Below are 22,913 nucleotides of genomic sequence, written 5' to 3'. Positions count from 1 at the left end.
TATCGTACGCAGCGCATTGCAACGAAAAGAAAGTCGCGGTTTACATTTTACAACTGATTTTCCAACAATGAATGAAGCGTTGTTAGGAGATACGGTTGTTTTTAAAAGCAATGAGCAGAGAGCGCAGAGTATAAAACAGAGAGAAAATATTGTAAATCGTAATTCGTAAATGACAATTGATGGCGACAAAAAATCTGTTCGTGTTTTCCTTGATGATAAAAAGCGAAAAGGAAAAGTTGTTACGATTATATCCGGTTTTCAACACAATCCGCAAGTTATTGAAGAGATTGCAACAATACTCAAACAACATTGCGGCGCCGGTGGAACTGTGAAAGGCAGAGACGTAGAAATTCAAGGCGACCAGAGAAAGAAAGTTGCAGAGAAATTGTTGACGTTGAATTTTGTTGTGAAGTGATTTTGTTTTACGATTTACAAATTACGAATTACGAATTACGAATTACATTTTACGAAATAGTACTGACAACTGACAAATAACGATTAACAGATAACCAATAACTAAACGAATTGAAGAAACCTTTTAAACAACGCATACTCGAATCTCCCATTCTTTGCGATGGAGCGATGGGAACATTGCTTAATTTGTACGAGTACGATGAATTGCCTCACGAAATTCAGAACATCAAAAATCCCGACATTATTGAGCGAATTCATCGTGAGTATATCGAAGCCGGCTCGGAAATTATTGAAGCGAATACGTTTTCTGCAAATCGTTTTCGTTTGTCGCAATATCATTTGGAAGACAAGTTGGAAGAAATAAACCGCGCGGGAGTTGAAATTGCAAAACGCGCCGCGAGTGAAAAAAATGTGTACGTAGCCGGAGCAGTTGGTCCAACGGGAATGATGCTTGAGCCAATTGGCAAACTCAAAAAACAACAAGCGCGGGATGCATTCAAAGAGCAAATTGAAATTTTGTTGAAAGCAGAAGTTGATGTGTTGTTTCTCGAAACGTTTGTCAGTGTTGCGGAATTGGACGAAGCACTTTCAGCGGCAAAAGAACTCACAAACGAAATTCCCGTTGTTGCGCAAAAAGCATTTGCAGAAGATGGCGCAATTCTTTCAGGAAATTTTCCGATTGAAGTAATTGAACATTTACTCGAACTCGGTGCAGATATTGTAGGAGCGAATTGCACGGTTGGTCCGCAGCGAATGTTTTCGATTATCAAAAACTTTCATAAGAGCGGCGTAATTCTTTCTGCGCAACCGGCTGCAGGAATTCCAACATTGCTTAACGGACGTTCGATTTATCACACCACACCGGAATATCTTGCGCAATATGCAAAAGAACTTGTCGAAGCGGGAGTTACGTTGATTGGCGCGTGTTGTGGTTCTACGCCGTCGCATATTCGAGCAATTGCAGAAGCGATTCGCGGAAAAAAAGTTGGTGAAAGAATTCCTGACATAAAAGTAAAACACAAAGAAACGAATCACGATGCACGTATAACAATTCACGAAAGTTCGCGTTCTCGCTTTGCAAACAACATCGGAAAAAAATTTCTTACCACTGTTGAACTCGACATTCCGCACGGCACAGAAATATCTCCGTTGTTAGAAGGAGCGAAATATCTTCACAACATTGGAATTGATGCGGTAAACATTACCGATGGAGCGCGCGCAAGATTGCGAATGAGCGCCGTAGCGATTTCTTCTCTGATTCAGCAATACATTGGTATCGAAGTTATTACGCATCAAACCACGCGTGATAGAAATCTCATCGGAATACAATCGGAGTTGCTTGGCGCGCATATTTTAGGGTTGCGTAATATTCTTTGTGTTACCGGCGACCCCGCACAAATCGGCGATTATCCTCAGGCGCAATCGGTGTTTGATGTTGATTCCATCGGATTGATTCGTGCCGTTACTTCGATGAATAACGGAACAGATTTGATGGGAAATAGCATTGGTCAATCAACGTCATTTCTTGTTTGCTGTGCGGCAAATCCAACAAGCACAAATATTGAGCAAGAAGTAGAAAAGTTAGAAAAGAAAATTTCTGCCGGTGCCGAAATTATTTTTACTCAACCATTGTATGAAATAAAAACAGTGGAAATGTTCGTCAAACGTATAGAGCATTTGAACATTCCCGTAATGCTTGGCGTACTTCCACTCCGCAGTTACAAGCATGCAGATTTTTTACATAATGAAGTTCCCGGCATGCGGATTCCCGAAACAATTCGTGAAGTGTTACACCGTGCAGGAGATACTGCACATACAGTTGGAATTGAAGTTGCAAAAATTTTAGTGAAGGAGGCAAAGCCGATGATTGCAGGAATCTACATACTTCCGCCGTTTCAGAAATATATTGTTGTAGAAGAATTACTCAAAATATTGTAAGGGAGTCTCTAAAACCTTCAAGACTTGCTTTGAGTAATATTTGAAATGCAAACACTTTTCAGTATTACTACAACGAAGAAAACCGAACATAGGGAAAAAAGATATAAGACTTTAATGAGAAAATGAAGGTATCAGGAGAGCATTTTTTCATGTCCATGCAACAGAGACGGAGGCACGGTAACAGAATCAATTACGCGTGGATAGAGAGTTTGCCAAATACGCAACCAATTTTTTCACTCGACATGCACATTATCGTTCTCGTGATACTCACGCAACCGTATGTATTGCGCGGGCTTTCGTCGGCGTATAAAATATTCCTAAAATTTCCATTTGGGAAACTTTGAATCGTTGTTGCTCCTAATCCTTTCATTTGGAATGGAAAAACAATTTCGATAGAATGCAGTGCATTCAATGTATCGTTCCGCATGGATTTCATATTATTTTTTTTCCCTACATTTATCCCGAAATTTTCTTCAAAAAATATGCCGCAACAATTCGCAAAAGATTTTCTCCGCAAACTTCCGAAAGTATTACTTCACGACCATCTAGACGGTGGCTTACGTCCGCAAACAGTAATTGAACTTGCTCGCGATATTCATTACAAGGAACTTCCGACAATAGATGCCGGCGAATTGCAACGTTGGTTTTTTCGCGGCGCATCACGAGGAAGTTTGCCGTTGTTCCTCGAAGGATTCAAGCATACGTGCGGCGTAATGCAAACGGTTGAATCGCTGGAACGCGTTGCATACGAAACAATGGAAGATATGTTCAATGACGGCATCATTTATTTTGAAACGCGGTTTTGTCCTGCGCTTCATACACAACACGGATTGCATTGGGAGGAAGTGTTGAATGCTGTGTTGCGTGGATTAGAAAAAGGAAAAAAAGAGTTTGGTATTGAGTACGGAGTTATTGTCTGTGCGTTGCGCAATCAAAAAATATCGCTCGAGATGGCAGAACTTGCAGTAGATTTTCGCGAGCGCGGCGTTGTTGGTTTCGACTTGGCAGGAGAAGAAGGCGGTTTTCCTCCGAAAGACCATATTGACGCGTTTCATTTCATACAGCGAATGAATTTTAATATCACAATTCATGCCGGCGAAGCATTCGGGAAAGAAAGTATTTGGCAGGCAATTCAATGGTGCGGTGCGCATCGTATCGGACACGCAACGCGGTTGATAGAAGATATTACGGTTGCCGATGGAACAATAATCAAAATGGGAACGCTGGCGCAGTACGTGTTGGATAAACGCATTCCGTTGGAACTCTGTTTGAGCAGCAACGTTCATACCGGCGCAGTTAATTCGCTGGAACATCATCCGTATTCCATTTTCAAACTCGGGAATTTTCGTATTACGTTAAATACCGATGATAGATTGATGAGCAATATCAATCTTACAAGTGAGTTTCAACTTGCTGTTGATACGTTCAACGTAACGCTGGAGGATTTTGAAAAGATTACAATTAACTCGATGAAAAGCGCATTCATTCCGTATCAGAAACGCATTGACATTATTTACAAAGTAATAAAACCACGCTATAAAAACGCGCGGGAAGAATTAACGCGGCAACAAAAGGACATTCATTAAGAACTAATGATACTCAGGAAGGGAAATTTTCTATTGAATGTTCGTAGAACAAAATCCAAATGACAAATAAAAGTCAAAACCTACCGTTAACACCTAATATCCAACATCTAAAAAATGTCCAACATCAAACCTCTCAAATCTGTCGAACACTTAACCAACGAATACACGAAACGCATTTTATCTAACACGCTTGGAAAAGATGTAATTCAAGTTCTCTCCGAAACACCGAGCAAATTGAAAAAACTTTTGAAGGGATTTTCAAAAGAACAACTCACAAAACGTCCTGTGAAAAATAAATGGTCAATCACGGAAATTGTTTCTCATCTTGGTGATACGGAATTGATTTTGGGGTTTCGTATTCGGTTTTCACTTTCGGAAAGTGGTTCACCATTGCAGCCGATTGAGCAAAATGATTGGGTAAGAAATCATCGCTATAATTCTCGGAATGTTTTTGATGCATTGGAAGCATTAACTGCATTGAGAAAATTTCACGTTGCACTTTATTCTTCGCTTTCAAAAAATGAATTAGAACGATTTGGAATTCATCAGGAACGCGGAAAAGAAACAGTGGAATTTATGATTCGATTAGTTGCCGGACACGATTTGAATCATCTTTCACAAATAGAAATATTGAGAAAAAAGTTGACGCGTAAGTAGGATTGAAACACATATTCAAAAAAGCGATTTCATAAAATGAAATCGCTTTTTTCATTTTATCTTCAACCCATATTCTCTTATTTTTGTGCCGATTAATTTATGAAAGAAAACTACGAAGCAGTTATCGGTCTTGAAGTTCACGCGCAACTGAAAACAAAGACGAAAGCATTTTGTTCCTGCACGATAAAATTTGGCAATGAACCGAATTCCAACGTTTGCCCTGTGTGTTTGGGAATGCCGGGAACACTGCCTGTGTTGAATAAAAATCTTGTCGAATTTATTTTGCGAATGGGATTGATAACCTATTGTAAAATTCGTGAGCGTTCTATTTTTGCTCGAAAAAATTATTTCTATCCAGATTTGCCGAAAGGTTACCAGATTTCGCAATACGAAGAACCGATTTGCGAATTTGGTTTTGTCGAAATTGAAAGCGATGATGGTGTGAGAAAAAAAATAGGACTCACGCGCATTCATATGGAGGAAGACGCGGGAAAATTGATTCACGATATGGAGAGCGATTCGCTTGTGGATGTGAATCGTTGCGGTACTCCGTTGATTGAAATTGTGAGCGAACCGGATTTACGGTCTGCGAAAGATGCGGCGCGCTATTTGCAAAAAATTCATCAACTCGTAACGTATCTCGAAATTTGCGATGGTAATATGGAGGAAGGAAGTTTGCGCTGCGATGCAAATGTTTCGATTCGCAAAAAAGGCGAGACGAAACTTGGTACAAAAGCCGAAGTGAAAAATATGAATTCCTTCCGCAATGTTGAACGCGCGATTGAATATGAAATCTGTCGGCAAACTGTAATTATCGAAAGCGGTGGAAAAGTTGTGCAAGAAACGTTGCTGTGGGACGCGGAAAAACAAATTGTGAATTCGATGCGAAGCAAAGAAGAAGCGCACGATTATCGTTACTTCCCCGACCCCGATTTGGTGCCGATTGTTGTTGATGAAAAATGGCTTGCGAAAGTAAAATCGGAATTGCCCGAACATCCAACAACGAGACGCGCTCGATTTATTTCCGATTACGGTTTGCCGAAATATGATGCCGATGTTCTTACGCAAGAAAAACATTATGCCGAATATTTTGAAAACGCTCTCGCTGGACTCTCCAACAGAACAAAAGAAAATATAAAGTCGGTTAGCAATTGGATAATGACGAACGTGTTGCGTGTTGTGAGTGAAAAAAATATTTCGTTTGAACAATTTCCAATTGCTGCGAATAATTTAGGTAAACTTGTTTCGCTTATTGATAACGGAACAATCAGCAACAAACTTGCGAAAGAAGTTTTTGAAGAAATGTTGAAATCAAACGAAGAACCGAATGCGATTGTCCAACGCAAAGGACTTGTGCAGGTTTCCGATTCAAGTGAAATAGAAAAAATTGTTCGAGAAATAGTTTCAAATCCTGCAAATGCAGAGCAAGTGCAAAAATATCGTTCGGGAAATGAAAAAGTTCTTGCGTATTTTGTCGGCGAAATTATGAAAGCAACAAAGGGAAAAGCGAATCCGAAAATTGTGAATGAAGTTTTAAGGAAGTATTTGAGTAATTGAGTAGATGAGTAGTTGAGATGCATAAGTTTAAGGATTTAATAGTATATCAAAAAGCATTGAAGTTTACGAAAGTTGTAAGACAAGTTGTTCGTGCTTTTCCAAAAGAGGAAATGTTTGGTTTAACATCTCAATTTCGTCGTGCTGCGGATTCAGTTGTTCTCAATATTGCAGAAGGTGCAGGAAATTCTTCAAAGAAAGAGTTCTCCAAATTTTTAGATTATTCTATTCGTTCTGGTTTTGAAAGTATTGGTTGTTTGGATATCGCTCTCGAAAATAATTATATCAATGAAAGCACGTATCAAAAACTTCTCAATGATGTCAATGAAATAATCGCTATGCTCGATGGACTTCAAAAAAGTCTTAATCGCTAATTTTTAATAAACTCAATTACTAATCTACTCAACTACTCAACTACTTAAAACCTATGCGAAACAAACTCATTGCCGGCAACTGGAAAATGAATAAAGACATTCACGAGTCCGCAAACTTAATTGATGAACTGAAACAAAAAGTAACAACGAATGAAAAAGTCGGTGTGCTGCTTTGTCTGCCATCTATTTCGCTCGTTATAGCAAACACGCTGCTCAAAGATTCTTCGATGAAACTTGGCGCGCAAAATATGAGCGACAAAGATGATGGCGCATTCACAGGAGAAATTTCCGCGCGAATGTTGAAATCCGTCGGATGCACTGCGGTGATTCTCGGACATTCGGAGCGGCGGCAATATTTCAAAGAGACAAACGAATACATCAATCTGAAAGCGAAGAAAGCGCTCGCGTCGCAACTCGTTCCGATTATTTGTGTAGGCGAAACATTGCAAGAACGGGAAAGCGGCATTACGGATGCAGTTATTACTGCGCAAATAAAAGGCGTGCTTGCGGGACTTTCTGCGAGCGAAATGGAAGACGTGGTGATTGCATACGAACCTGTGTGGGCAATCGGCACGGGAAAAACTGCAACGACCGAGCAAGCAAACGCTGTGCATAAACTAATTCGCAAACTTGTCGGGCAAATGTTTTCGTGGGCAATAGCCGAGCAACTCATTATTCAATACGGCGGAAGCGTGAATGAAAAAAATGCACTCGAGTTACTGTCACAATCTGATATTGATGGAGCATTAGTTGGCGGCGCAAGTTTGAAAGCCGATTCGTTTGCGGCGATTGTGAAAGCAGGATGTGAAGCGATAGGGAAATAACATGAGACCTCATTCACTATATTAATTTAAAACGAGGATTAAAATACTTAGAGAAGTTTTGTTACATCCAAATATTTTTATTTATATAGGATTCATTCTCTTTTTAATTTTAAACTAAATTAAACTTTTGCATTGAGTAAAAAACGCAAGTTAATCATCGTAAAGGCAATGATATTCAAAGCAAAGAAAAGCATATCGTCCCGTTCAAAAAGCACTGGGACACACTTAAATTGATTGACCCGTGCAAAACTACGTTTGAACGTAAAACGATGTCAATACATGGTTTCGTCAAAGAACCGTTTTTTCACTGTGCATGGCATTGCTCAAATAGGGTTCAAGATATTTCTGAAATTGCCCTGCGGTAACACGTTTAGGTATTGTTATAGTATGAAAGCGATGTACGAATTACGATTCACGAACATTCGTGTGTAGAATCTTTTCGTAAAACGATATGTATTTTGGAATAATGTGTTGCATATCAAAAAATTTTTTTGCACGTTCGTAAGCGTTATTTCCGAACTGTTTTCTTCGTTCTTCATTTTTTAGGAGAAGAAGAACATTGTTTGCCATCTTTTCAATCGTTCCGACATTCGACATAAATCCTGTTTCACCGGCAACGACAACTTCTGGAAGCCCACCAACATTCGTTGAAACAACAGGGACTTTGCACGCCATCGCTTCCAAAACGGATAACCCGAAACTTTCTGTTTCACTGGTCAATAAAAATACATCGGAAATAGAAAGAAGAGGAGTAAGTTCCGATTGCTTACCGAGAAAATAGACTTTGTCGCAAAGATCGAGTTCGCGGCACATATTTTCAACAACAGAACGTTCTGGTCCATCGCCAACTAATAATAGTTTTGTGTCAATTTCTTTTCGAACAAGTTTAAGGATATGAATAATATCCTGGACGCGTTTTAACGGACGAAAGTTTGATGCGTGGATAAGAATTTTTTCGTTTTTTGGTGCAAAGGATTTTCTGAAATCTGTATTCTCATTTCGATGGAATTTTTCCAAATCAACGAAGTTTGGAATAACATCAATTTCTTTTTCTATGTTGTAATTTGAAATAGTTTCTTGTTTTAAGAAATTGGAAACAGCAGTTACGCCGTCGCTATGTTCGATAGTATGTTTCATTATCGGGAGAAAAGCGGGTTCAAGTCCAACGAGCGTGATGTCGGTACCGTGGAGAGTGGTTATCGTTGCGATGGATTGCTTGTCGAGAATTTGTTTTGCTAGCAATGCGCTCATTGCGTGAGGAATTGCATAATGCGCGTGGATGATGTCAAGTTTTTCGAACCGTGCAACTTCGATGATTTTACTTGTTAGTGCGGGCGTGTATAATGGGAATTCGAAAAGCGGGTAACGACTGATTTCCACTTCGTGATAGTAAATATTTTTTACATACGAATCGAAACGCGCAGGAATTGCATAACTGATGAAATGGATTTTATGCCCAAGTTTTGCAAGTGCAATGCCAAGTTCGGAAGCGACGACACCGCTTCCTCCGTACGTGGGATAACAAACAATACCGATATTCATAAATGCGAGGAAAAAATAGAAAATAAAAAAGTCGTACGGAAAAAATGCAGAGAAGGAGTGAATCGAAATCCTTGGAATATTTTTTCCCGAAGGATTCTTCTCAAACATAAAATATTTACTATAATTTTGCGTAAATTTACCACGAATTTTTTTAAAAACAAACACGTGCATACGAGATTCGATAAAATTCTTTCCGTTTCAGAACTCACGCGCACAATAAAATCGGTTCTTGAAGAAAGTTTTGAGAATGTGATTGTGCAAGGAGAGATTTCGAATTTCAAGAAGCATACATCGGGACATTTTTATTTTACGTTGAAAGATGCAAACGCGCAGCTTTCCGCAGTAATGTGGCGAGGGAAAAATTCGCTGCTATCGTTTACACCGCAAGATGGGATGAAAGTAATTGCAAAAGGCAATATCACGCTCTATGAAGTGCGAGGAAATTATCAATTGGATTGTTACGAACTTCAGATTGCTGGAATCGGTGAATTGCAACTTGCGTATGAGCGATTGAAACAACAACTTGCAAGCGAAGGATTATTTGATGAACGAAGAAAAAAAAACATTCCGTTCTTTCCCGTATGCATTGGCATTGTAACTTCACCTACGGGAGCTGCATTGCAAGATATGTTGAATGTTATATCACGGAGATTTCCTTGTGTCAAAATACTTCTGTATCCCGTACGCGTTCAGGGAAGTGGTGCGGCGGAAGAAATAGCGCAAGCAATTCGAGATTTCAATTCGTACAAGAACATTGATGTGATGGTCATTTGTCGCGGCGGCGGAAGTTTAGAAGATTTATGGGCGTTCAATGAAGAAATAGTTGCTCGAGCAGTTTTTGATTCTGCAATTCCTGTAGTGAGCGCAGTTGGTCACGAAATTGATTTCAGCATCAGTGATTTTGTTGCAGATTTACGCGCTCCAACTCCATCTGCTGCAGCGGAACTTATTGTGCCGAATAGAAACGACTTGCTGAATATTGTAAAAGAAAATGTAATTTCGATGCGTAATGCGATGAACGATTTCCTGCGAACAAACAGGGAACGAATTCAATCGCTTGTGCAGAGTTATTCGTTCCGACGACCTTTAGATACTGTTCGTCAGTATTTGCAACGCATGGACGAAATACAAGCAACATTGCAACGAGTGTACGAATACCGAATGAACGCGTTGAAGCAACACGTCGAAACATTATTGCTCCGATTACAATCGCTGAATCCAAACGCTGTATTAAAACGCGGCTATGCGATGGTGTTCAAAAAAGGAAATGCGATTACTTCGGTAAAACGATTAACAAGAAACGATGAAGTTGTTCTTCATTTTTTCGACGGAAAATTGCCAGCGAAAATAATTGAGTAAATACTAAATGTCAAAATTAACAACCAAAACCTCGTTTGAAGCTTCACTTAAACGTCTCGAAACAATTGTAGAATCGTTAGAGAACGGTGATGTTACGGTAGAAGAATCGCTTAATATGTACGAAGAAGGAATGACGTTGAGCCAACAGTGTATGGAAAAACTCACGCAAGCGGAAATAAAATTACAGCGTATTACAAAAAATCTTGACGGAACATTTGAATTGTTTGATTCGAATGATGTTCGCGCATTCACTCACGAATAACGGAGAGCGTTAGTTTGAGAGAAACAGAATTTCCCATTCTTTCAACAATTACATTTCCTTCGGATTTAAAACGACTTCCGTTGGAACAATTGCGTATTCTTTCTAAAGAACTTCGAGAGTTTATTATTGATAGAATTTCAAAAACCGGAGGTCATCTTGGAGCAGGACTTGGCACCGTAGAGTTGACTATTGCATTGCATTACGTTTTCGATACGCCGCACGATAAACTTATTTGGGATACTGGACATCAAGCATATCCGCATAAAATACTTACGGGGCGACGAGAGAATTTTCATACAGTTCGACAATTTGGCGGTTTAAGTGGATTTCTGAGACGTGATGAAAGCGACTATGATGTTTTTGGCGCAGGACATGCGAACACGGCAATTTCTGCTGCGTTAGGAATTGCAACTGCACGCGATTTCCAAAATGAACATTACCGAGTTGTTGCCATTGTCGGCGATGGTTCGATGACAGGAGGAATGGCGTATGAAGGAATGAATAATGCGGGACTCTTAAAGAGAAATTTGATTGTTGTTCTCAGCGATAATCAAATGATTTCGCTTTCCACGCTTACGCCAAATCGTTGGGCGTTCCATAATTACTTCAACGAACTGCTGACGCATCCATCGTATAATAAATTTAAAGCGAGCGTTTGGAATTTAACGGGCAAGCTGGATTCGTTCGGCGATAGACTGCGTTCCATTGCGCACAATGTAGAAAAAGGATTGAAAGCAATTATTACTCCCGGAATGTTATTTGAAGCATTGGGATTTCGGTATTTCGGTCCTTTCAATGGACATAACGTTACAAAACTTGTTCACTTCTTCCGAGAAATAAAAGATTTGCACGGACCAATTTTAGTTCACATTGCAACTGAAAAAGGGAAAGGATATGCTCCTGCAGAAAGAGAAGCAACACGACTTCACGGCGTAAATCCGTTCGACAAAGTAACAGGAATTTCACCCAAGAAATTAAATGAACAACCTTCGTTCACGTCGTTATTTGGTACGGCGTTATTGGAAATATGCAAGAATAATTCGCGCGTTATTGGAATCACTGCTGCAATGCCCGATGGAACTGGACTTACCATTTTGCAACAAGAAATGCCTGAGCGTTTCTTCGATGTTGGCATTGCAGAACAACACGCTGTAACATTTGCCGCAGGAATGGCGACCGAAGGTTACATTCCGGTTACTGCAATTTATTCTACTTTCTTACAGCGCGCATTTGACCAAATAATTCACGATGTTGCATTACAGCATCTCCACGTTGTGTTTGTAATGGACAGAGCAGGATTAGTCGGAGCCGACGGACCAACACATCACGGAGCATTTGATTTATCCTACTTGCGCTTTATTCCGAATATGGTATTGATGGCGCCAAAAGACGAACAAGAACTTCGCGATATGCTGTTCACTGCTGTGGAATATAAAAAAGGTCCTATTGCTTTGCGATACCCAAGAGGAAATGTGTACGGAATTGTTTTGCGAACTTCATTTGAAAAAATAGAAATCGGAAAAAGCGAAGTTTTACGTTCAGGAACAGATGCGACCATTCTTGCGATTGGCAATATGGTTTATCCTTCGCTTACCGCTGCGGAATTATTGGAAGAAGAACATCTTTCCATTGGTGTTGTAAATATGCGATTTGTAAAACCGCTTGACACGGAAATTCTCGAAGAAGTATTGGCTATTTCTCCATTACTCATTACGGTTGAAGATAATGTTATTGAAGGTGGATTCGGTTCTGCGGTGCTGGAAGCGATACATCGAAAAAATATTCTTAACGCTCGAGTGAAACTTCATGGTATTCCCGATGCGTTTATCGAACACGGTTCACCGAACGAACTGTACAAGATGCTGAGAATGGATGCCAAGGGAATTGCCGCCACGGTGAAAGAATTTGTAGAACAAGAACATATACGGTTCATTCACGAAAAAACAATATAGTTTTTTTCAATGGAAAAAATTAAAGTTGCAGTTATCGGCGCTGGATGGATTTCGCAAATCATTCATCTTCCGATTTTAAAAAAAATGAACGACGTGGAAATAGTAGCGATTTGCGACCGCGAAAAAACCAAAGCAAAAAGCGTAGCATCGCGATTTGGTATATCTCGCTCCTATTCCGACTACACGGAATTGTTAAAAACGGAAGATTGTTCCTGCGTTATCATTTGCACATCAACGGATGCGCACAAAGAACATGCTATTGCATCGCTTGAAAGCGGGAACGATGTGTTTGTCGAAAAACCGCTTGCAAGAAAATATTCGGAAGCGAGCGATATTGTCGCAGTTGCAACGAATACCAAACGCAAATTGATGGTCGGAATGAATAATCGCTTTCGTCCCGATACTATGGTTCTGCGCGGCATTATCGAAGCGGGTGAAATCGGAAAAATCTATTACGTAAAAGCAGGATGGTTGAAAAAAATGAATGCCGATTCTCGATGGATGACGAAGAAAGAAAAATCCGGCGGAGGAGTTTTTTTGGATTTAGGAATAGTTATGCTTGATTTAACGTTATGGATGACGGGTTATCCAGGTGTTCGCAGAGTTTCTGCTTCAATGTATAAACACAACACGAGAAGCGTCGAAGATTCCTGCATCCTATGGTGTCAGATGAATAATAGTACGACAATTAGTGTTGAAGTCAGTTGGGCTTTTCACACGGAAGAAGATTATTTTTATTGCGACTTAATCGGAACAAACGGAAGCGCAAGCATTAATCCGTTGTGTATAAATCGTAACATTGATGGACAAATAGTTCATCTGACGCCAATGAAACACGATACGCCGCAACATCAATACTATAAAAGTTATGAGAATGAATTGAAACACTTTTTGCAAGCAGTACGAGGATTACATCCGATTGTATCAACAGGAGCCGAAGCGTTACAACGAATGGAAGTTGTAGAAGCGATTTATCGTTCGGCGCAGTTGGGGAAAGAACAACATATCAAATAACAATTTTTTTTCGCTGTATTTTCAATATTTATTCACCAATAATAAGGAAACTCACTTATGATGAGAAGTTCGACACGCAAACGCACACATACTATTGCGTTAATCAGTGATTTCGGATTACAAGACCATTATGTTGCAACTCTGAAATCGGTTATCCTCAGTCTTTCTCCACTAGCGAATATCATAGATATTTCGAACTCGATAGAACCGGGAAACGTCAATCAAGCCGCGTATGTATTATGGAGCGCGTACGGAACATTTCCTCCGGGAACCGTTTTTGTAGCCGTTGTTGATCCGGGAGTTGGAACCAATCGCGCTATTATTGCATTGCACGCTGATGACCATTTATTCATTGCTCCCGATAACGGTATTTTAAAATATATTTTAGGAATGACAAAAGTCCGCGAAATCCGAAGAGTAAATAATCGCGAACTGATGCGCGAACCGATTTGTGCTACGTTTCACGGACGTGATATTATTGCTCCCGTTGCCGCAAGTTTTGCCGAAGGTATTCAGATGCGTACTGTAGGACCGCTCTTTCAACCGGAAACAAAACCTGCGAAATTTGTCGGCGTACGTACATTCGACATTAAACAAATTGACGGTGAAATTATTCATATTGACGTGTTCGGCAATCTCGTTACGAATTTTTATATGGACGATTACTTTGACCGCGGAGAAGAAATTAAAATCCTGATGAAAAAAACATCTATCGGTCAATTCTATCGAACGTATGGATATGCTCCGCCCGATAAACCGTTTGGGTATGTCGGAAGTTCCGGCTTAATGGAAATTGCTTTAAAGAACAAAAGCGCCGCTAAAATATTGAAGATAGATGTCGGTACGAAACTCACGCTTACCATAAAATAACTCTCTTCCTATGTTGTGGAGTTCATCCTCATTAAACGAATCAATGAACTCCTTAATTATTTTTATCATATCCATCTTTCATAGCAATGAAATCCCATACTGAATTGTACGAAGATTGTATGAGACATTGTTTAAATCTTGCACGTTTTGGCAAAGGTACTGTTTCGCCGAATCCGTACGTTGGAGCAGTTCTCATTAAAAATGGAAAAATCATATCGTACGGATTTCATACAAAGTTTGGTAATCCACACGCTGAAATTGAAGCGATTCGAAATGCAAACATTTCTCTACGAAATGCAACTCTCGTTGTGAATCTTGAACCGTGTTCACATTTTGGAAAAACTCCACCGTGTGTGGATGAAATCATTAGTCAGAACATTCAACGCGTCGTTATCGGAACACGCGATCCAAATCCGCTTGTTGCGGGAAAAGGAATTGCCAAACTTCGAAACGCAGGAATTGAAGTCGTCGAAAATATTTTACGGAACAAATGTAGAGAATTCAACGAAACGTATTTCAAATACATAACAACGAACATTCCATTTGTTACTCTCAAAGCGGCGCAATCACTCGATGGTTTTATTGCCGACACCAAAGGTAATTCGCAATGGATTACGGAAAAACAATCGCGCATGTATGTGCATCAACTCCGTGCGGAATATGATGCTGTGCTTGTAGGCGCAAAAACTGTACTTGCCGATAATCCGTTTCTGACGGTGCGAATGGTGAAAGGCAGAAATCCTCAACGCGTAATTCTTGACGGAAAATTTCAAACGAACAGCGAGTGCAATATTTTTCGGATTCAAAAGAAAGAACGCGTTTTTCTTTTTGTTGCTCAACAAGCGTACAACAAATTTCCGAAGAAGGTACACGCATTGCAGCAGCGCTCCGTTGAGGTGTTCCCTTTGATAGCAAACAAAGCAATGCACTTTGATTTGCTTGACGTGTTCCGAATATTAGGAAAGAATCAAATTGCATCCGTTCTTGTTGAAGGTGGAAGCGAAGTATTTTCCGAATGTATTGAACGCAACCTTGCAGATAAACTCTTGTTGTTTATCGCGCCGTCAATGTTCGGCAACGGAAAAAAAATATTTCGCTTTTCGCAAAATGTTTTGTTGGAAAATGCATTTCGTTTCCATCGTTATATCCTTCACAAAAACAATAGCGATATTCTCGTTGAAGGATATTTCAACAAATAGCGCAATGCAATGGATGAATGACTTATCGAACATTGGTGTTGCATCCTGCTTTCGCGGGAATGACAAATTACGCAGTAGTATTGTTCCATCTCTTCCTAATCACTCTTCACCTTCTACTCTCCACTAACGTATGTTCACGGGCATTATTCAACAACTTGGCAACATCAAAGCGAAACGAAACATCGGCGGAGGAATGTGTTTCGCTCTTGATGCGGGAACGCTGCATCCACATCTTTCCGTAGGCGACAGCATTGCTATCAACGGCGTGTGTTTAACGGTTACAAAAAAACGTACGGCATTCGTCGAAGTTGAAGCAGTAGAAGAAACATTGAAGAAAACTACACTTGGTGCAATGCGAGTGCAATCAAAAATAAATTGCGAACTTCCATTGCGCCCCAATGATTTTGTTGGCGGACATTTTGTGCTTGGGCACGTTGACTGTGTCGGAACGGTTTTGCGTATAGAACAACGCTCAACAAGTTGGCTTTTTACATTTTCATACCCCAAAGAATTTATATCGTATCTCATTCCGCGCGGTTCTATTGCTATTGACGGAGTGAGTCTTACTGTTGTAGATATTATCAAAAATACTTTCTCCGTTTCTATTATTCCGCATACGTTTGAGAACACGAATTTCCGTTTCTTCAAACCTTCGAGCAACGTCAATCTCGAGTTCGATATGTTGGGTAAATATGTTGTTGAGTTGATGAAACGTAAACCATAAAACACTTGCGAAGATTATTTTAGAACATTGTTTATTGTTGTCGCGCAGTAAGAATTGCTTTTAATGTAACATTTTCATTTCCCCGAAGGACAACGATTTCTACTGCATCGCCTGGTTTGAAATCACCGAGATAGTTTGTTAAGTCCATTAAGTTATTCACTTCTTTACCAGCAAACTTTACAATAACATCATCTTTTTGCAACCCTGCTTTTTCGGCAGCAGAACCGGGACGTACACCGGAAAGTTTTGCCCCTCGTACTTCTTCACCGAATGCCGGAACAACCCCCAACGATGCTTTTGCTCCACGTCTGTCACCGCTCATTGATTGCTGTTCTGACGAAGTTACACGAGTGAACTTCGGTTTCTCATTCATCGCTTGCAATGCGTTCGTAATGTTATACGCATACTGCACTACCTGTTCTTCTCCTTCGTAATTGATTTTGTTCCAATCGTCGTTATAGTTATGGTAATCGTCGTGAAGGTTGGTGAAAAAGAATAACACGGGAATATCTTTTACATAGAACGAGGTTTGGTCGCTGGGACCAAATCCGTCTTTTGTTTTCTTTAAGGTGAACATCGAATCGGTATTCCAAGCATTCAGCAATGAATCGAAGAGAGGGGAAGTTCCCGTTCCATATACGATGAGTTCTTTATTTTTTAAGCGTCCAATCATATCCATATTCAACATCATCACGGTTTTATCTAACGGAATAAGCGGATGATTCGTATAATATGCAGAGCCAAGAAGTCCGAGCTCCTCAGCAGAAAAACCGATAAAGATAAGAGACCGCTGTAGCGTGTTTCTGTTTTCAGAAAACAACCGTGCGAGTGTAAGCATTCCTGCAGTACCGGAAGCGTTATCATCAGCGCCGTTGTGAACTGCAATCGTATCGGGTTTTGTCGAGCCGGAACCTTCGCCGCCGAAACCAAGATGGTCGTAATGCGCACCAACGACTATATATTCTTCGTTGAGTTGCGCATTGTTTCCTCGAATAACGCCGACGACGTTCTGGGACGATGCTTTTACCCGATTCAACTTTATCGTAATATTCATAGTTACGTTACCGAACGAAAACGAAGCGGGTTGTTTCGTGGTGTTGATTTCTTTTTGAACGTCTCGAATGGTTTTGTTTTGCAGCCGAAAGAATGTATCCATCGAAGTCCATTTCATCGAAATAGCGGCGAGTGCAATTGTTCCTTCATCGTTGCTATGACGAAGCCGCATGAGTTTCGGGTTTTCTTCATCTACTGCGCCGGTAACAAAGATAATTCCTTTTGCTCCTTTCTCTTTCGCAACGGATGCCTTTTTGTATAAAGCGGAAAGCCGTTGAAATTCTTTTTCGTTGGTTGAATCGGTCGGAGGATTGTAACGGAGAACGAGAACTATTTTTCCTGCAACATCTATGTTTGCATAATCGTCGTAATTCAGTTTTGGCGCGGAAATACCGTAGCCGGCAAAGACTAATTCCGCACTTATGGATGTATCAGCAGAAAAACCAAGCGGACGAAATGTGGAATCGAGAACATAATCAAATTTCATCGGCGGAATAGTTGCGAAACACATTGTGGAAGCATCGGTTTTTACACCCGAAACAAATTCGAAACGTTGAAGATACGTTCCGTTGTCGCCGATGGGTTCAAGATTCCACTTCTTGAAATGTTGGACAAGATATTCTGCCGCAGTATTGTTGCCTTTTTCACCTGCGCGCCGTCCTTCGAGTTCGTCGGAAGAAAGATATTTGACATAATCTTTGATTTCGTCGCGTAATGTTTGTGTAAAAGCAAATGAGAAAGTACACTGTAAAAGAAAGAAGAGTTGAGCAATGCGTTTCATAAAAAAAAATTCAAAGAGAGCGAGAAAAATAAATATGATAGTACTCTGATATTACGTTCAATCGTTCCAATCGGCAAGAAAGACGTTTGTTTCGCCGCGAACTTTTGCGTTTCTGTTTGAAGAAAAAATCAATTTCGTTCCGTCGTTTGTGAACATCGGAAATGAATCGAATGTTTCACTGAACGTAATTTGTTCGATATTTTGTGTTGTAATATCAATTATAAACAAATCGAAATTGCGTTTGGATTTTGTTGTATCGTTCATATTGGAAGCGAAAATAATCCGTTTGCCATCGGGATGAAAGAAGGGTGCAAAGTTCGCTTTACCGTTAAAGGTCAGTTGTTGCTTATTCGAGCCGTCAGCGTTCATCATCATAATTTCCATCACTGAAGGGCGCACGGAATTTTCTTTAAACAATGCTGTGTATTCATCAATTTTTTCTTGTTCTTTCGGATGGTACGCGCGGTAGCAAATTTTCTTTCCATCGAAAGAAAAAAATGCGCCGCCGTCGTATCCGAGTTCATTTGTTAATTGTTTAATGTCGCTTCCGTCTATATTCATTGAAAACAAATCCAAATCGCCGTTGCGTGTGGAAGTAAAAACAATTCTATCGCCTTTCGGAGAAATGGTCGCTTCGGCATCGTACCCATCGGAAGAGGAAAGAACGCGAATGTTTTTTCCATCGGCATCAGCGGTAAGAATATCATAATCGGGAATAATTTTCCAAACGTACCCTTTTGAAAAATCTGGAGGTGCAGGACATTCGTTGTTGTGTAAATGCGTTGATGCGTAGAGAATCTGTTTTTCGTTTGGGAAATAATATGCGCACGTTGTTCGTCCTTTTCCTGTGCTGACAAGTTGAAGGTTTGTTCCGTCGAGATGCATTGTAAAAATCTGGTCGCACTTGAACGAATCTCGCGTAGATTGGAAAATGATGTAGTTATTGTCGAAAGAAAAATATGCTTCTGCATTTTCTCCGCCGAACGTCAGTTGACGAATATTCGCAAAATGTTTTTCTCCTTTTACAATAAGTGAAGAAGTTTGTTGAGAAAAGGAAAAAGAAAATGATAGAAAGATGGTTAATAACAAGAGATGGAGAGAGGTTGTTCGTTTCATACGTTTGTTATATAAAAATTTCGGAGTAAAAAGTACGAGTTTGAAGTGAAGTATTCAAGGGAAAGAAAAGGTTTTTTTTATTGTTCGTCATAACTATTATACGAAATAAATATTTAGCATACATAAATATTTCAGAACGCACATTTAGAAATCTCTCTCTGAAATTCATATAATTCTCCCGAAAAATTATGTCGTACCTTATCGCAATCATCGGCCGCCCAAACGTTGGCAAATCAACACTCTTCAATCGCATTCTCGGTGCACGCAATGCAATCGTTCACGATTTACCCGGCGTTACGCGTGATAGGCATTACGCCGAAACAGAATGGGCGGGAAAGCAATTTACACTCGTTGATACAGGCGGATTTCTTCCCAACAGCGACGATGTATTCGAGTCTGCAATTCGTGAACAAGCGAAGATTGCTATTGATGAAGCGGATGAAATTATTTTTCTTGCCGATGCGGAACAAGGAGTAACTTCCGCTGATGAAGAACTTGCCGCAATTGTTCGCAAATCATCAAAACCAATTCTGCTTGTCGTGAATAAAGTGGACAGCGAGCGAAGGGAATTTGACGCAAGCGAATTTTTCAAACTTGGGCTCGGCGAACCGATTTCCATTTCCGCATTGCAGGGAAGAAAGGTCGGCGATTTTCTCGATGAGATTACGAAAAACATTTATTCAAACGGAGAAGAAAAAAATGATGAGCGAATGAAACTTGCTATTGTTGGAAGACCAAATGTCGGAAAATCTTCCATCGTCAATACATTATTGGGAAAGAAACGCAGTATCGTAACTCCGATTGCAGGAACTACGCGCGACCCGATTGATTCTGTGTTGAAAATAGATAAGGAAGAAATTCTACTCATTGATACGGCGGGACTTCGCAAGCGTAGCAAAATACGTGAAAGCGTAGAGTTTTACAGTACGCTTCGCACAATCAAAAGTATTGAACGATGCGATGTTGCAATTATTGTTCTCGATGTTACGGCGGGATTAGAGAAGCAGGATTTTTACGTCATTGAACAAGCAGTGGAAAAGAAAAAAGGAATTTTACTCTGTGTGAATAAATGGGATTTGATTGAGAAGGATGGAAAGACTGCGCTCCAATATGAAAAGAAATTGCGAGCGACGTTACGTGAGTTCGACTACTTTCCGATTATGTTTGTTTCCGCACTCACGAAGCAACGTATTCTGAAAATCATTGAAGCGGCAAAAGACATCAACGAAGAACGAGGAAAAAGAATTACAACAACGGATTTGAACAAGCATTTTGAAAAAACATTTTTTCATTCGCCACCTCCATCGAAAACGGGAAAAGATATTTCACTGAAATATGTAACACAAACAAAAACGAACCCTCCGGTATTTGTGTTCTTTGCGAACGAACCGAAATTAATTACGGAAAACTACAAACGCTTTCTTGAACGAACACTGCGTGAAGGATTCGGGTTTGCTGGTGTTCCGTTAACGTTGCAGTTTAGGAAGAAATGAAGTATTTTCACGCAAAGACGCTAAGTCGCAAATATTTCATAGTGTCTTGATAGATTTTTCTCCAGTAAATAGGTTCTGAATTAGAATGCAGAGTAAATATTTCACATACGATAATTCATTCTTACGTTTCTGCGACTTTGCGTGATAAATAATGCTATGAAGAAAACGATTCTCGTTATCGGTGGACTTGCGGCGGGACCAAGCGCAGCAGCGAAAATAAAGCGTGTGAATCCCAATGCCGATGTCATTCTTTTTGAACAGGGAGAATACATATCGTACGGCATTTGTGAAATTCCGTATTATATTGCTGGTGAAGTTTCGGACGAAAAAAAACTTAAGCCGTATTCTCCGCAAACATTCTCCGAAATCAAAGATGTAACGGTAAAAATATTTCATCGTGTCGAGCAAATTATTCCGCAAAAGAAAATGCTCGTCGTTCGGGATTTATCGCGCGGGGAATTGAGGGAATACAAATACAATGCGCTCATTATTGCAACCGGTTCAACTCCCAAAAAACTCAACATCGAAAATGAAAATGCGCGAAACGTTTTTCACGTGAAATCGCTCGATGATGGGATTGCGATTAAGAAATTCGTTGACGAGGATATGCCAAAGAAAGCAATCATCATCGGCGGCGGATATGTTGGAATGGAAATGGCGGAAACACTGCGACGAAGAAAATGTGATGTTACAATTCTTCATCAACGCAACTTACCGATGAAAGGATTGGAAAATAATGTGCGCGAAAAAATTCTTGAAACTCTTTCTGCCAATGGTGTTGAGTTTGTTTCCAATGTAAAAACGGAATCATTTCTTCTTGGTCGAAACGGCAATCGAGGAAAAAGTGAATTGGTTACGCACGTCTTCACAAATAAAGGAACGTTTGAAGCGGATATTGTTATTCTCTCGCTTGGCGTTGTCCCGAATGTTATGATTGCAAAATCAGCACGAATACGCATTGGAAAGCTCGGCGGAATTATTACTGATTCAAAACAAATGACAAGCGTGGAAAATATATTTGCCGCCGGTGATTGCTGCGAAATAAAAAATATTGTGAATGGAAAACCGATGTTACTTCCGCTTGCAACGATTGCGAGCAAACAAGGATGGATTGCGGGAGAAAATGCAGCGGGAGGAAATGCAAAATTTTCCGGAGTGATTCGCGCTATTGCGTTGCGACTTTTCGATTTGGAAATTGCGCACGTAGGAATTTCATCCGATGAAGCGAAGGAAAGCGGATTTGATGTTCACGTGGAAAAAATTTCTACACACAATAAAATTTCGTTTATGCCGGAAAGTTCTCGCATTAACATCATTGGAATTTTTGATAAACGCAGCGGAAGAATTCTCGGAGCAAATCTTTTCGGCAGCGAAGGAACGGTTCTTCGAGCAAACACACTCTCGGTTGCAATTCAACATAAACTTACGGCACAGCAAATTTCCGATTTGGATGTAGCGTACGCTCCGCCGTTTTCTCCTTTGTGGGATGCGGTGCTTGTTTTAGGAAATGCAGCGAGAAAAAATGTACATCGTTAGATCTTTAAAAAACGAGGGAACGAACAAACCAACTAACGAAAAATAAATTTTTCTTTTCAAAATAATCTCGACTCTTTGAGCGAAAAAAAATTTATTTACTCCAAACAAACGCTTTGTTACCTCGATAACGCAAAAACACTGCTTTATATAATTCCGATAAATCGGAATCTCGTTTAAAACCCAATTCAAAGGAAAATTTCGATGTACCTTTACGTAATTTCAGTTTGTGTTTCAGAAAAAAAATCTTTTGGCGCGTTAATAGTTGTTCAGCGTTTCTTCCGCCAAATTTATTACACGCTCTTTCAATTCTCTCGGTTCGAGAACTTTCACTCCTTCGCCCCTGCTTACAATCCAACTTGCAATTTCTTCAAGGGAGTTCACGGTAATTTCTAAAACGATTGAGCCGTCTTTGTTTTCGGAGATGAGTTGTGTTTCCATCAATTGGCGCGGTTTCAAAATTTTCTCCCACCATTTTGAGATTTGCAATTTCACGGTAAATTTTTCTTTTCCAATCCAACTTCGCCACGAAAAACGAAACAATGCTTCCAACTCATTCAACGGAATTTTCTTGAACTTCTTTTCCGTAACTTGAATGTTGCTCAACTTATCGAGATGAAATTGTTTGATGTTGGAATGATGTTCTCCGAGTAATCGCCAAAATCCTT

Annotated in this window: 22 protein-coding genes; 17 read left to right on the top strand and 5 right to left on the bottom strand. The window is 40.0% G+C overall.

Annotated features, from left to right (window positions below; genetic code table 11):
- Position 1: 1 nt before the first annotated feature.
- The 3 genes from FJ218_06670 to FJ218_06660 all read left to right on the top strand — a co-directional run bounded on the left by FJ218_06670 (position 2) and on the right by FJ218_06660 (position 2,352).
- The gene (locus FJ218_06670; GenBank protein MBM4166582.1) at positions 2-169 is read left to right on the top strand and encodes a hypothetical protein; all 168 of its coding nucleotides are present in this window, start codon (positions 2-4) and stop codon (positions 167-169) included.
- Entirely contained in the window at positions 170-415 is a 246-nt protein-coding gene (locus FJ218_06665; GenBank protein ID MBM4166581.1) for a translation initiation factor, read from the top strand.
- Positions 416-525: 110 nt separating this feature from the next.
- Positions 526-2,352, top strand: coding sequence for a bifunctional homocysteine S-methyltransferase/methylenetetrahydrofolate reductase (locus tag FJ218_06660; GenBank protein MBM4166580.1), 1,827 nt, complete (start codon positions 526-528; stop codon positions 2,350-2,352).
- Between the two features lie 190 nt (positions 2,353-2,542).
- Here the strand turns inward: FJ218_06660 and FJ218_06655 are convergent, their stop codons facing one another.
- On the bottom strand, positions 2,543-2,788 hold the full coding sequence (locus tag FJ218_06655) for a hypothetical protein (protein MBM4166579.1): 246 nt from the start codon (positions 2,786-2,788) through the stop codon (positions 2,543-2,545).
- A gap of 46 nt (positions 2,789-2,834) precedes the next feature.
- Between FJ218_06655 and FJ218_06650 the strand changes: the two genes are divergently transcribed.
- From FJ218_06650 to FJ218_06630, 5 genes are all read left to right on the top strand, one after another.
- A complete protein-coding gene (locus FJ218_06650) occupies positions 2,835-3,938 on the top strand; it encodes an adenosine deaminase (GenBank protein ID MBM4166578.1) in 1,104 nt (367 codons plus the stop codon).
- Positions 3,939-4,052: 114 nt separating this feature from the next.
- Positions 4,053-4,595 (top strand): DinB family protein, encoded by a 543-nt coding sequence (locus FJ218_06645; protein MBM4166577.1) that lies wholly within the window; start codon positions 4,053-4,055, stop codon positions 4,593-4,595.
- 99 nt (positions 4,596-4,694) lie between these two features.
- Positions 4,695-6,152 (top strand): Asp-tRNA(Asn)/Glu-tRNA(Gln) amidotransferase subunit GatB, encoded by a 1,458-nt coding sequence (gatB, locus tag FJ218_06640; protein MBM4166576.1) that lies wholly within the window; start codon positions 4,695-4,697, stop codon positions 6,150-6,152.
- Between the two features lie 17 nt (positions 6,153-6,169).
- Positions 6,170-6,523, top strand: coding sequence for a four helix bundle protein (locus tag FJ218_06635; GenBank protein ID MBM4166575.1), 354 nt, complete (start codon positions 6,170-6,172; stop codon positions 6,521-6,523).
- 53 nt (positions 6,524-6,576) lie between these two features.
- Complete coding sequence (locus FJ218_06630; protein ID MBM4166574.1) at positions 6,577-7,347, top strand: triose-phosphate isomerase; 771 nt, start codon at positions 6,577-6,579, stop codon at positions 7,345-7,347.
- A 405-nt stretch (positions 7,348-7,752) separates the two neighbouring features.
- Here FJ218_06630 and bshA read toward each other — a convergent pair whose 3' ends face one another.
- A complete protein-coding gene (gene bshA / locus FJ218_06625) occupies positions 7,753-8,889 on the bottom strand; it encodes an N-acetyl-alpha-D-glucosaminyl L-malate synthase BshA (protein MBM4166573.1) in 1,137 nt (378 codons plus the stop codon).
- Here bshA and FJ218_06620 point away from each other — a divergent pair.
- The 7 genes from FJ218_06620 (at position 8,800) to FJ218_06590 (ending at position 16,269) form a co-directional block, all read left to right on the top strand.
- Positions 8,800-10,248, top strand: a complete 1,449-nt coding sequence (locus FJ218_06620) for an exodeoxyribonuclease VII large subunit (GenBank protein MBM4166572.1) — start codon at positions 8,800-8,802, stop codon at positions 10,246-10,248. The two genes, bshA and FJ218_06620, sit on opposite strands and share 90 nt — an antisense overlap.
- 7 nt (positions 10,249-10,255) lie before the next feature.
- Positions 10,256-10,510 carry an exodeoxyribonuclease VII small subunit gene (locus tag FJ218_06615; GenBank protein ID MBM4166571.1) on the top strand — a complete coding sequence of 85 codons (255 nt, stop codon included), beginning with the start codon at positions 10,256-10,258 and terminating at the stop codon, positions 10,508-10,510.
- Positions 10,507-12,462 carry a 1-deoxy-D-xylulose-5-phosphate synthase gene (gene dxs / locus FJ218_06610; protein MBM4166570.1) on the top strand — a complete coding sequence of 652 codons (1,956 nt, stop codon included), beginning with the start codon at positions 10,507-10,509 and terminating at the stop codon, positions 12,460-12,462. Before FJ218_06615 ends, dxs begins: the two co-directional genes overlap by 4 nt.
- Positions 12,463-12,471: 9 nt before the next feature.
- Entirely contained in the window at positions 12,472-13,476 is a 1,005-nt protein-coding gene (locus FJ218_06605; protein MBM4166569.1) for a Gfo/Idh/MocA family oxidoreductase, read from the top strand.
- Positions 13,477-13,533: 57 nt separating this feature from the next.
- Positions 13,534-14,346, top strand: a complete 813-nt coding sequence (locus FJ218_06600; protein ID MBM4166568.1) for an SAM-dependent chlorinase/fluorinase — start codon at positions 13,534-13,536, stop codon at positions 14,344-14,346.
- A gap of 86 nt (positions 14,347-14,432) precedes the next feature.
- Positions 14,433-15,545 (top strand): bifunctional diaminohydroxyphosphoribosylaminopyrimidine deaminase/5-amino-6-(5-phosphoribosylamino)uracil reductase RibD, encoded by a 1,113-nt coding sequence (ribD, locus tag FJ218_06595; GenBank protein ID MBM4166567.1) that lies wholly within the window; start codon positions 14,433-14,435, stop codon positions 15,543-15,545.
- 130 nt (positions 15,546-15,675) lie between these two features.
- Complete coding sequence (locus FJ218_06590) at positions 15,676-16,269, top strand: riboflavin synthase (protein MBM4166566.1); 594 nt, start codon at positions 15,676-15,678, stop codon at positions 16,267-16,269.
- Positions 16,270-16,300: 31 nt separating this feature from the next.
- Here the strand turns inward: FJ218_06590 and FJ218_06585 are convergent, their stop codons facing one another.
- Together FJ218_06585 and FJ218_06580 are read right to left on the bottom strand one after the other, a co-directional pair.
- Entirely contained in the window at positions 16,301-18,103 is a 1,803-nt protein-coding gene (locus tag FJ218_06585; GenBank protein ID MBM4166565.1) for a M28 family peptidase, read from the bottom strand.
- A 57-nt stretch (positions 18,104-18,160) separates the two neighbouring features.
- The gene (locus FJ218_06580) at positions 18,161-19,219 is read right to left on the bottom strand and encodes a hypothetical protein (protein ID MBM4166564.1); all 1,059 of its coding nucleotides are present in this window, start codon (positions 19,217-19,219) and stop codon (positions 18,161-18,163) included.
- A gap of 188 nt (positions 19,220-19,407) precedes the next feature.
- On the opposite strand from FJ218_06580, the gene FJ218_06575 reads away from it, so the two are divergent.
- Together FJ218_06575 and FJ218_06570 are read left to right on the top strand one after the other, a co-directional pair.
- Positions 19,408-20,712, top strand: coding sequence for a ribosome biogenesis GTPase Der (locus FJ218_06575; GenBank protein MBM4166563.1), 1,305 nt, complete (start codon positions 19,408-19,410; stop codon positions 20,710-20,712).
- A 156-nt stretch (positions 20,713-20,868) separates the two neighbouring features.
- The gene (locus FJ218_06570; GenBank protein MBM4166562.1) at positions 20,869-22,248 is read left to right on the top strand and encodes a hypothetical protein; all 1,380 of its coding nucleotides are present in this window, start codon (positions 20,869-20,871) and stop codon (positions 22,246-22,248) included.
- Between the two features lie 255 nt (positions 22,249-22,503).
- Here the strand turns inward: FJ218_06570 and FJ218_06565 are convergent.
- Positions 22,504-22,913: WYL domain-containing protein (locus FJ218_06565; protein MBM4166561.1), on the bottom strand; the 410-nt coding region annotated here is incomplete at its 5' end.

The sequence above is a fragment of the Ignavibacteria bacterium genome (genome assembly GCA_016873775.1).
In the GTDB taxonomy this organism is placed as follows: domain Bacteria; phylum Bacteroidota; class Ignavibacteria; order UBA10030; family F1-140-MAGs086; genus JAGXRH01.
This window is presented reverse-complemented; position numbering and strand designations above follow the sequence as displayed.

Bases quoted from the DNA above. Each gene is read 5' to 3' on its own strand.
- FJ218_06665 (MBM4166581.1), top strand. From the start codon at position 170: ATGACAATTGATGGCGACAAAAAATCTGTTCGTGTTTTCCTTGATGAT.
- FJ218_06655 (MBM4166579.1), bottom strand. From the start codon at position 2,788: ATGAAATCCATGCGGAACGATACATTGAATGCACTGCATTCTATCGAA.
- FJ218_06650 (MBM4166578.1), top strand. From the start codon at position 2,835: ATGCCGCAACAATTCGCAAAAGATTTTCTCCGCAAACTTCCGAAAGTA.
- FJ218_06645 (MBM4166577.1), top strand. From the start codon at position 4,053: ATGTCCAACATCAAACCTCTCAAATCTGTCGAACACTTAACCAACGAA.
- gatB (MBM4166576.1), top strand. From the start codon at position 4,695: ATGAAAGAAAACTACGAAGCAGTTATCGGTCTTGAAGTTCACGCGCAA.
- FJ218_06635 (MBM4166575.1), top strand. From the start codon at position 6,170: ATGCATAAGTTTAAGGATTTAATAGTATATCAAAAAGCATTGAAGTTT.
- FJ218_06630 (MBM4166574.1), top strand. From the start codon at position 6,577: ATGCGAAACAAACTCATTGCCGGCAACTGGAAAATGAATAAAGACATT.
- FJ218_06620 (MBM4166572.1), top strand. From the start codon at position 8,800: ATGCCCAAGTTTTGCAAGTGCAATGCCAAGTTCGGAAGCGACGACACC.
- bshA (MBM4166573.1), bottom strand. From the start codon at position 8,889: ATGAATATCGGTATTGTTTGTTATCCCACGTACGGAGGAAGCGGTGTC.
- FJ218_06615 (MBM4166571.1), top strand. From the start codon at position 10,256: ATGTCAAAATTAACAACCAAAACCTCGTTTGAAGCTTCACTTAAACGT.
- FJ218_06605 (MBM4166569.1), top strand. From the start codon at position 12,472: ATGGAAAAAATTAAAGTTGCAGTTATCGGCGCTGGATGGATTTCGCAA.
- FJ218_06600 (MBM4166568.1), top strand. From the start codon at position 13,534: ATGATGAGAAGTTCGACACGCAAACGCACACATACTATTGCGTTAATC.
- ribD (MBM4166567.1), top strand. From the start codon at position 14,433: ATGAAATCCCATACTGAATTGTACGAAGATTGTATGAGACATTGTTTA.
- FJ218_06590 (MBM4166566.1), top strand. From the start codon at position 15,676: ATGTTCACGGGCATTATTCAACAACTTGGCAACATCAAAGCGAAACGA.
- FJ218_06585 (MBM4166565.1), bottom strand. From the start codon at position 18,103: ATGAAACGCATTGCTCAACTCTTCTTTCTTTTACAGTGTACTTTCTCA.
- FJ218_06580 (MBM4166564.1), bottom strand. From the start codon at position 19,219: ATGAAACGAACAACCTCTCTCCATCTCTTGTTATTAACCATCTTTCTA.
- FJ218_06575 (MBM4166563.1), top strand. From the start codon at position 19,408: ATGTCGTACCTTATCGCAATCATCGGCCGCCCAAACGTTGGCAAATCA.
- FJ218_06570 (MBM4166562.1), top strand. From the start codon at position 20,869: ATGAAGAAAACGATTCTCGTTATCGGTGGACTTGCGGCGGGACCAAGC.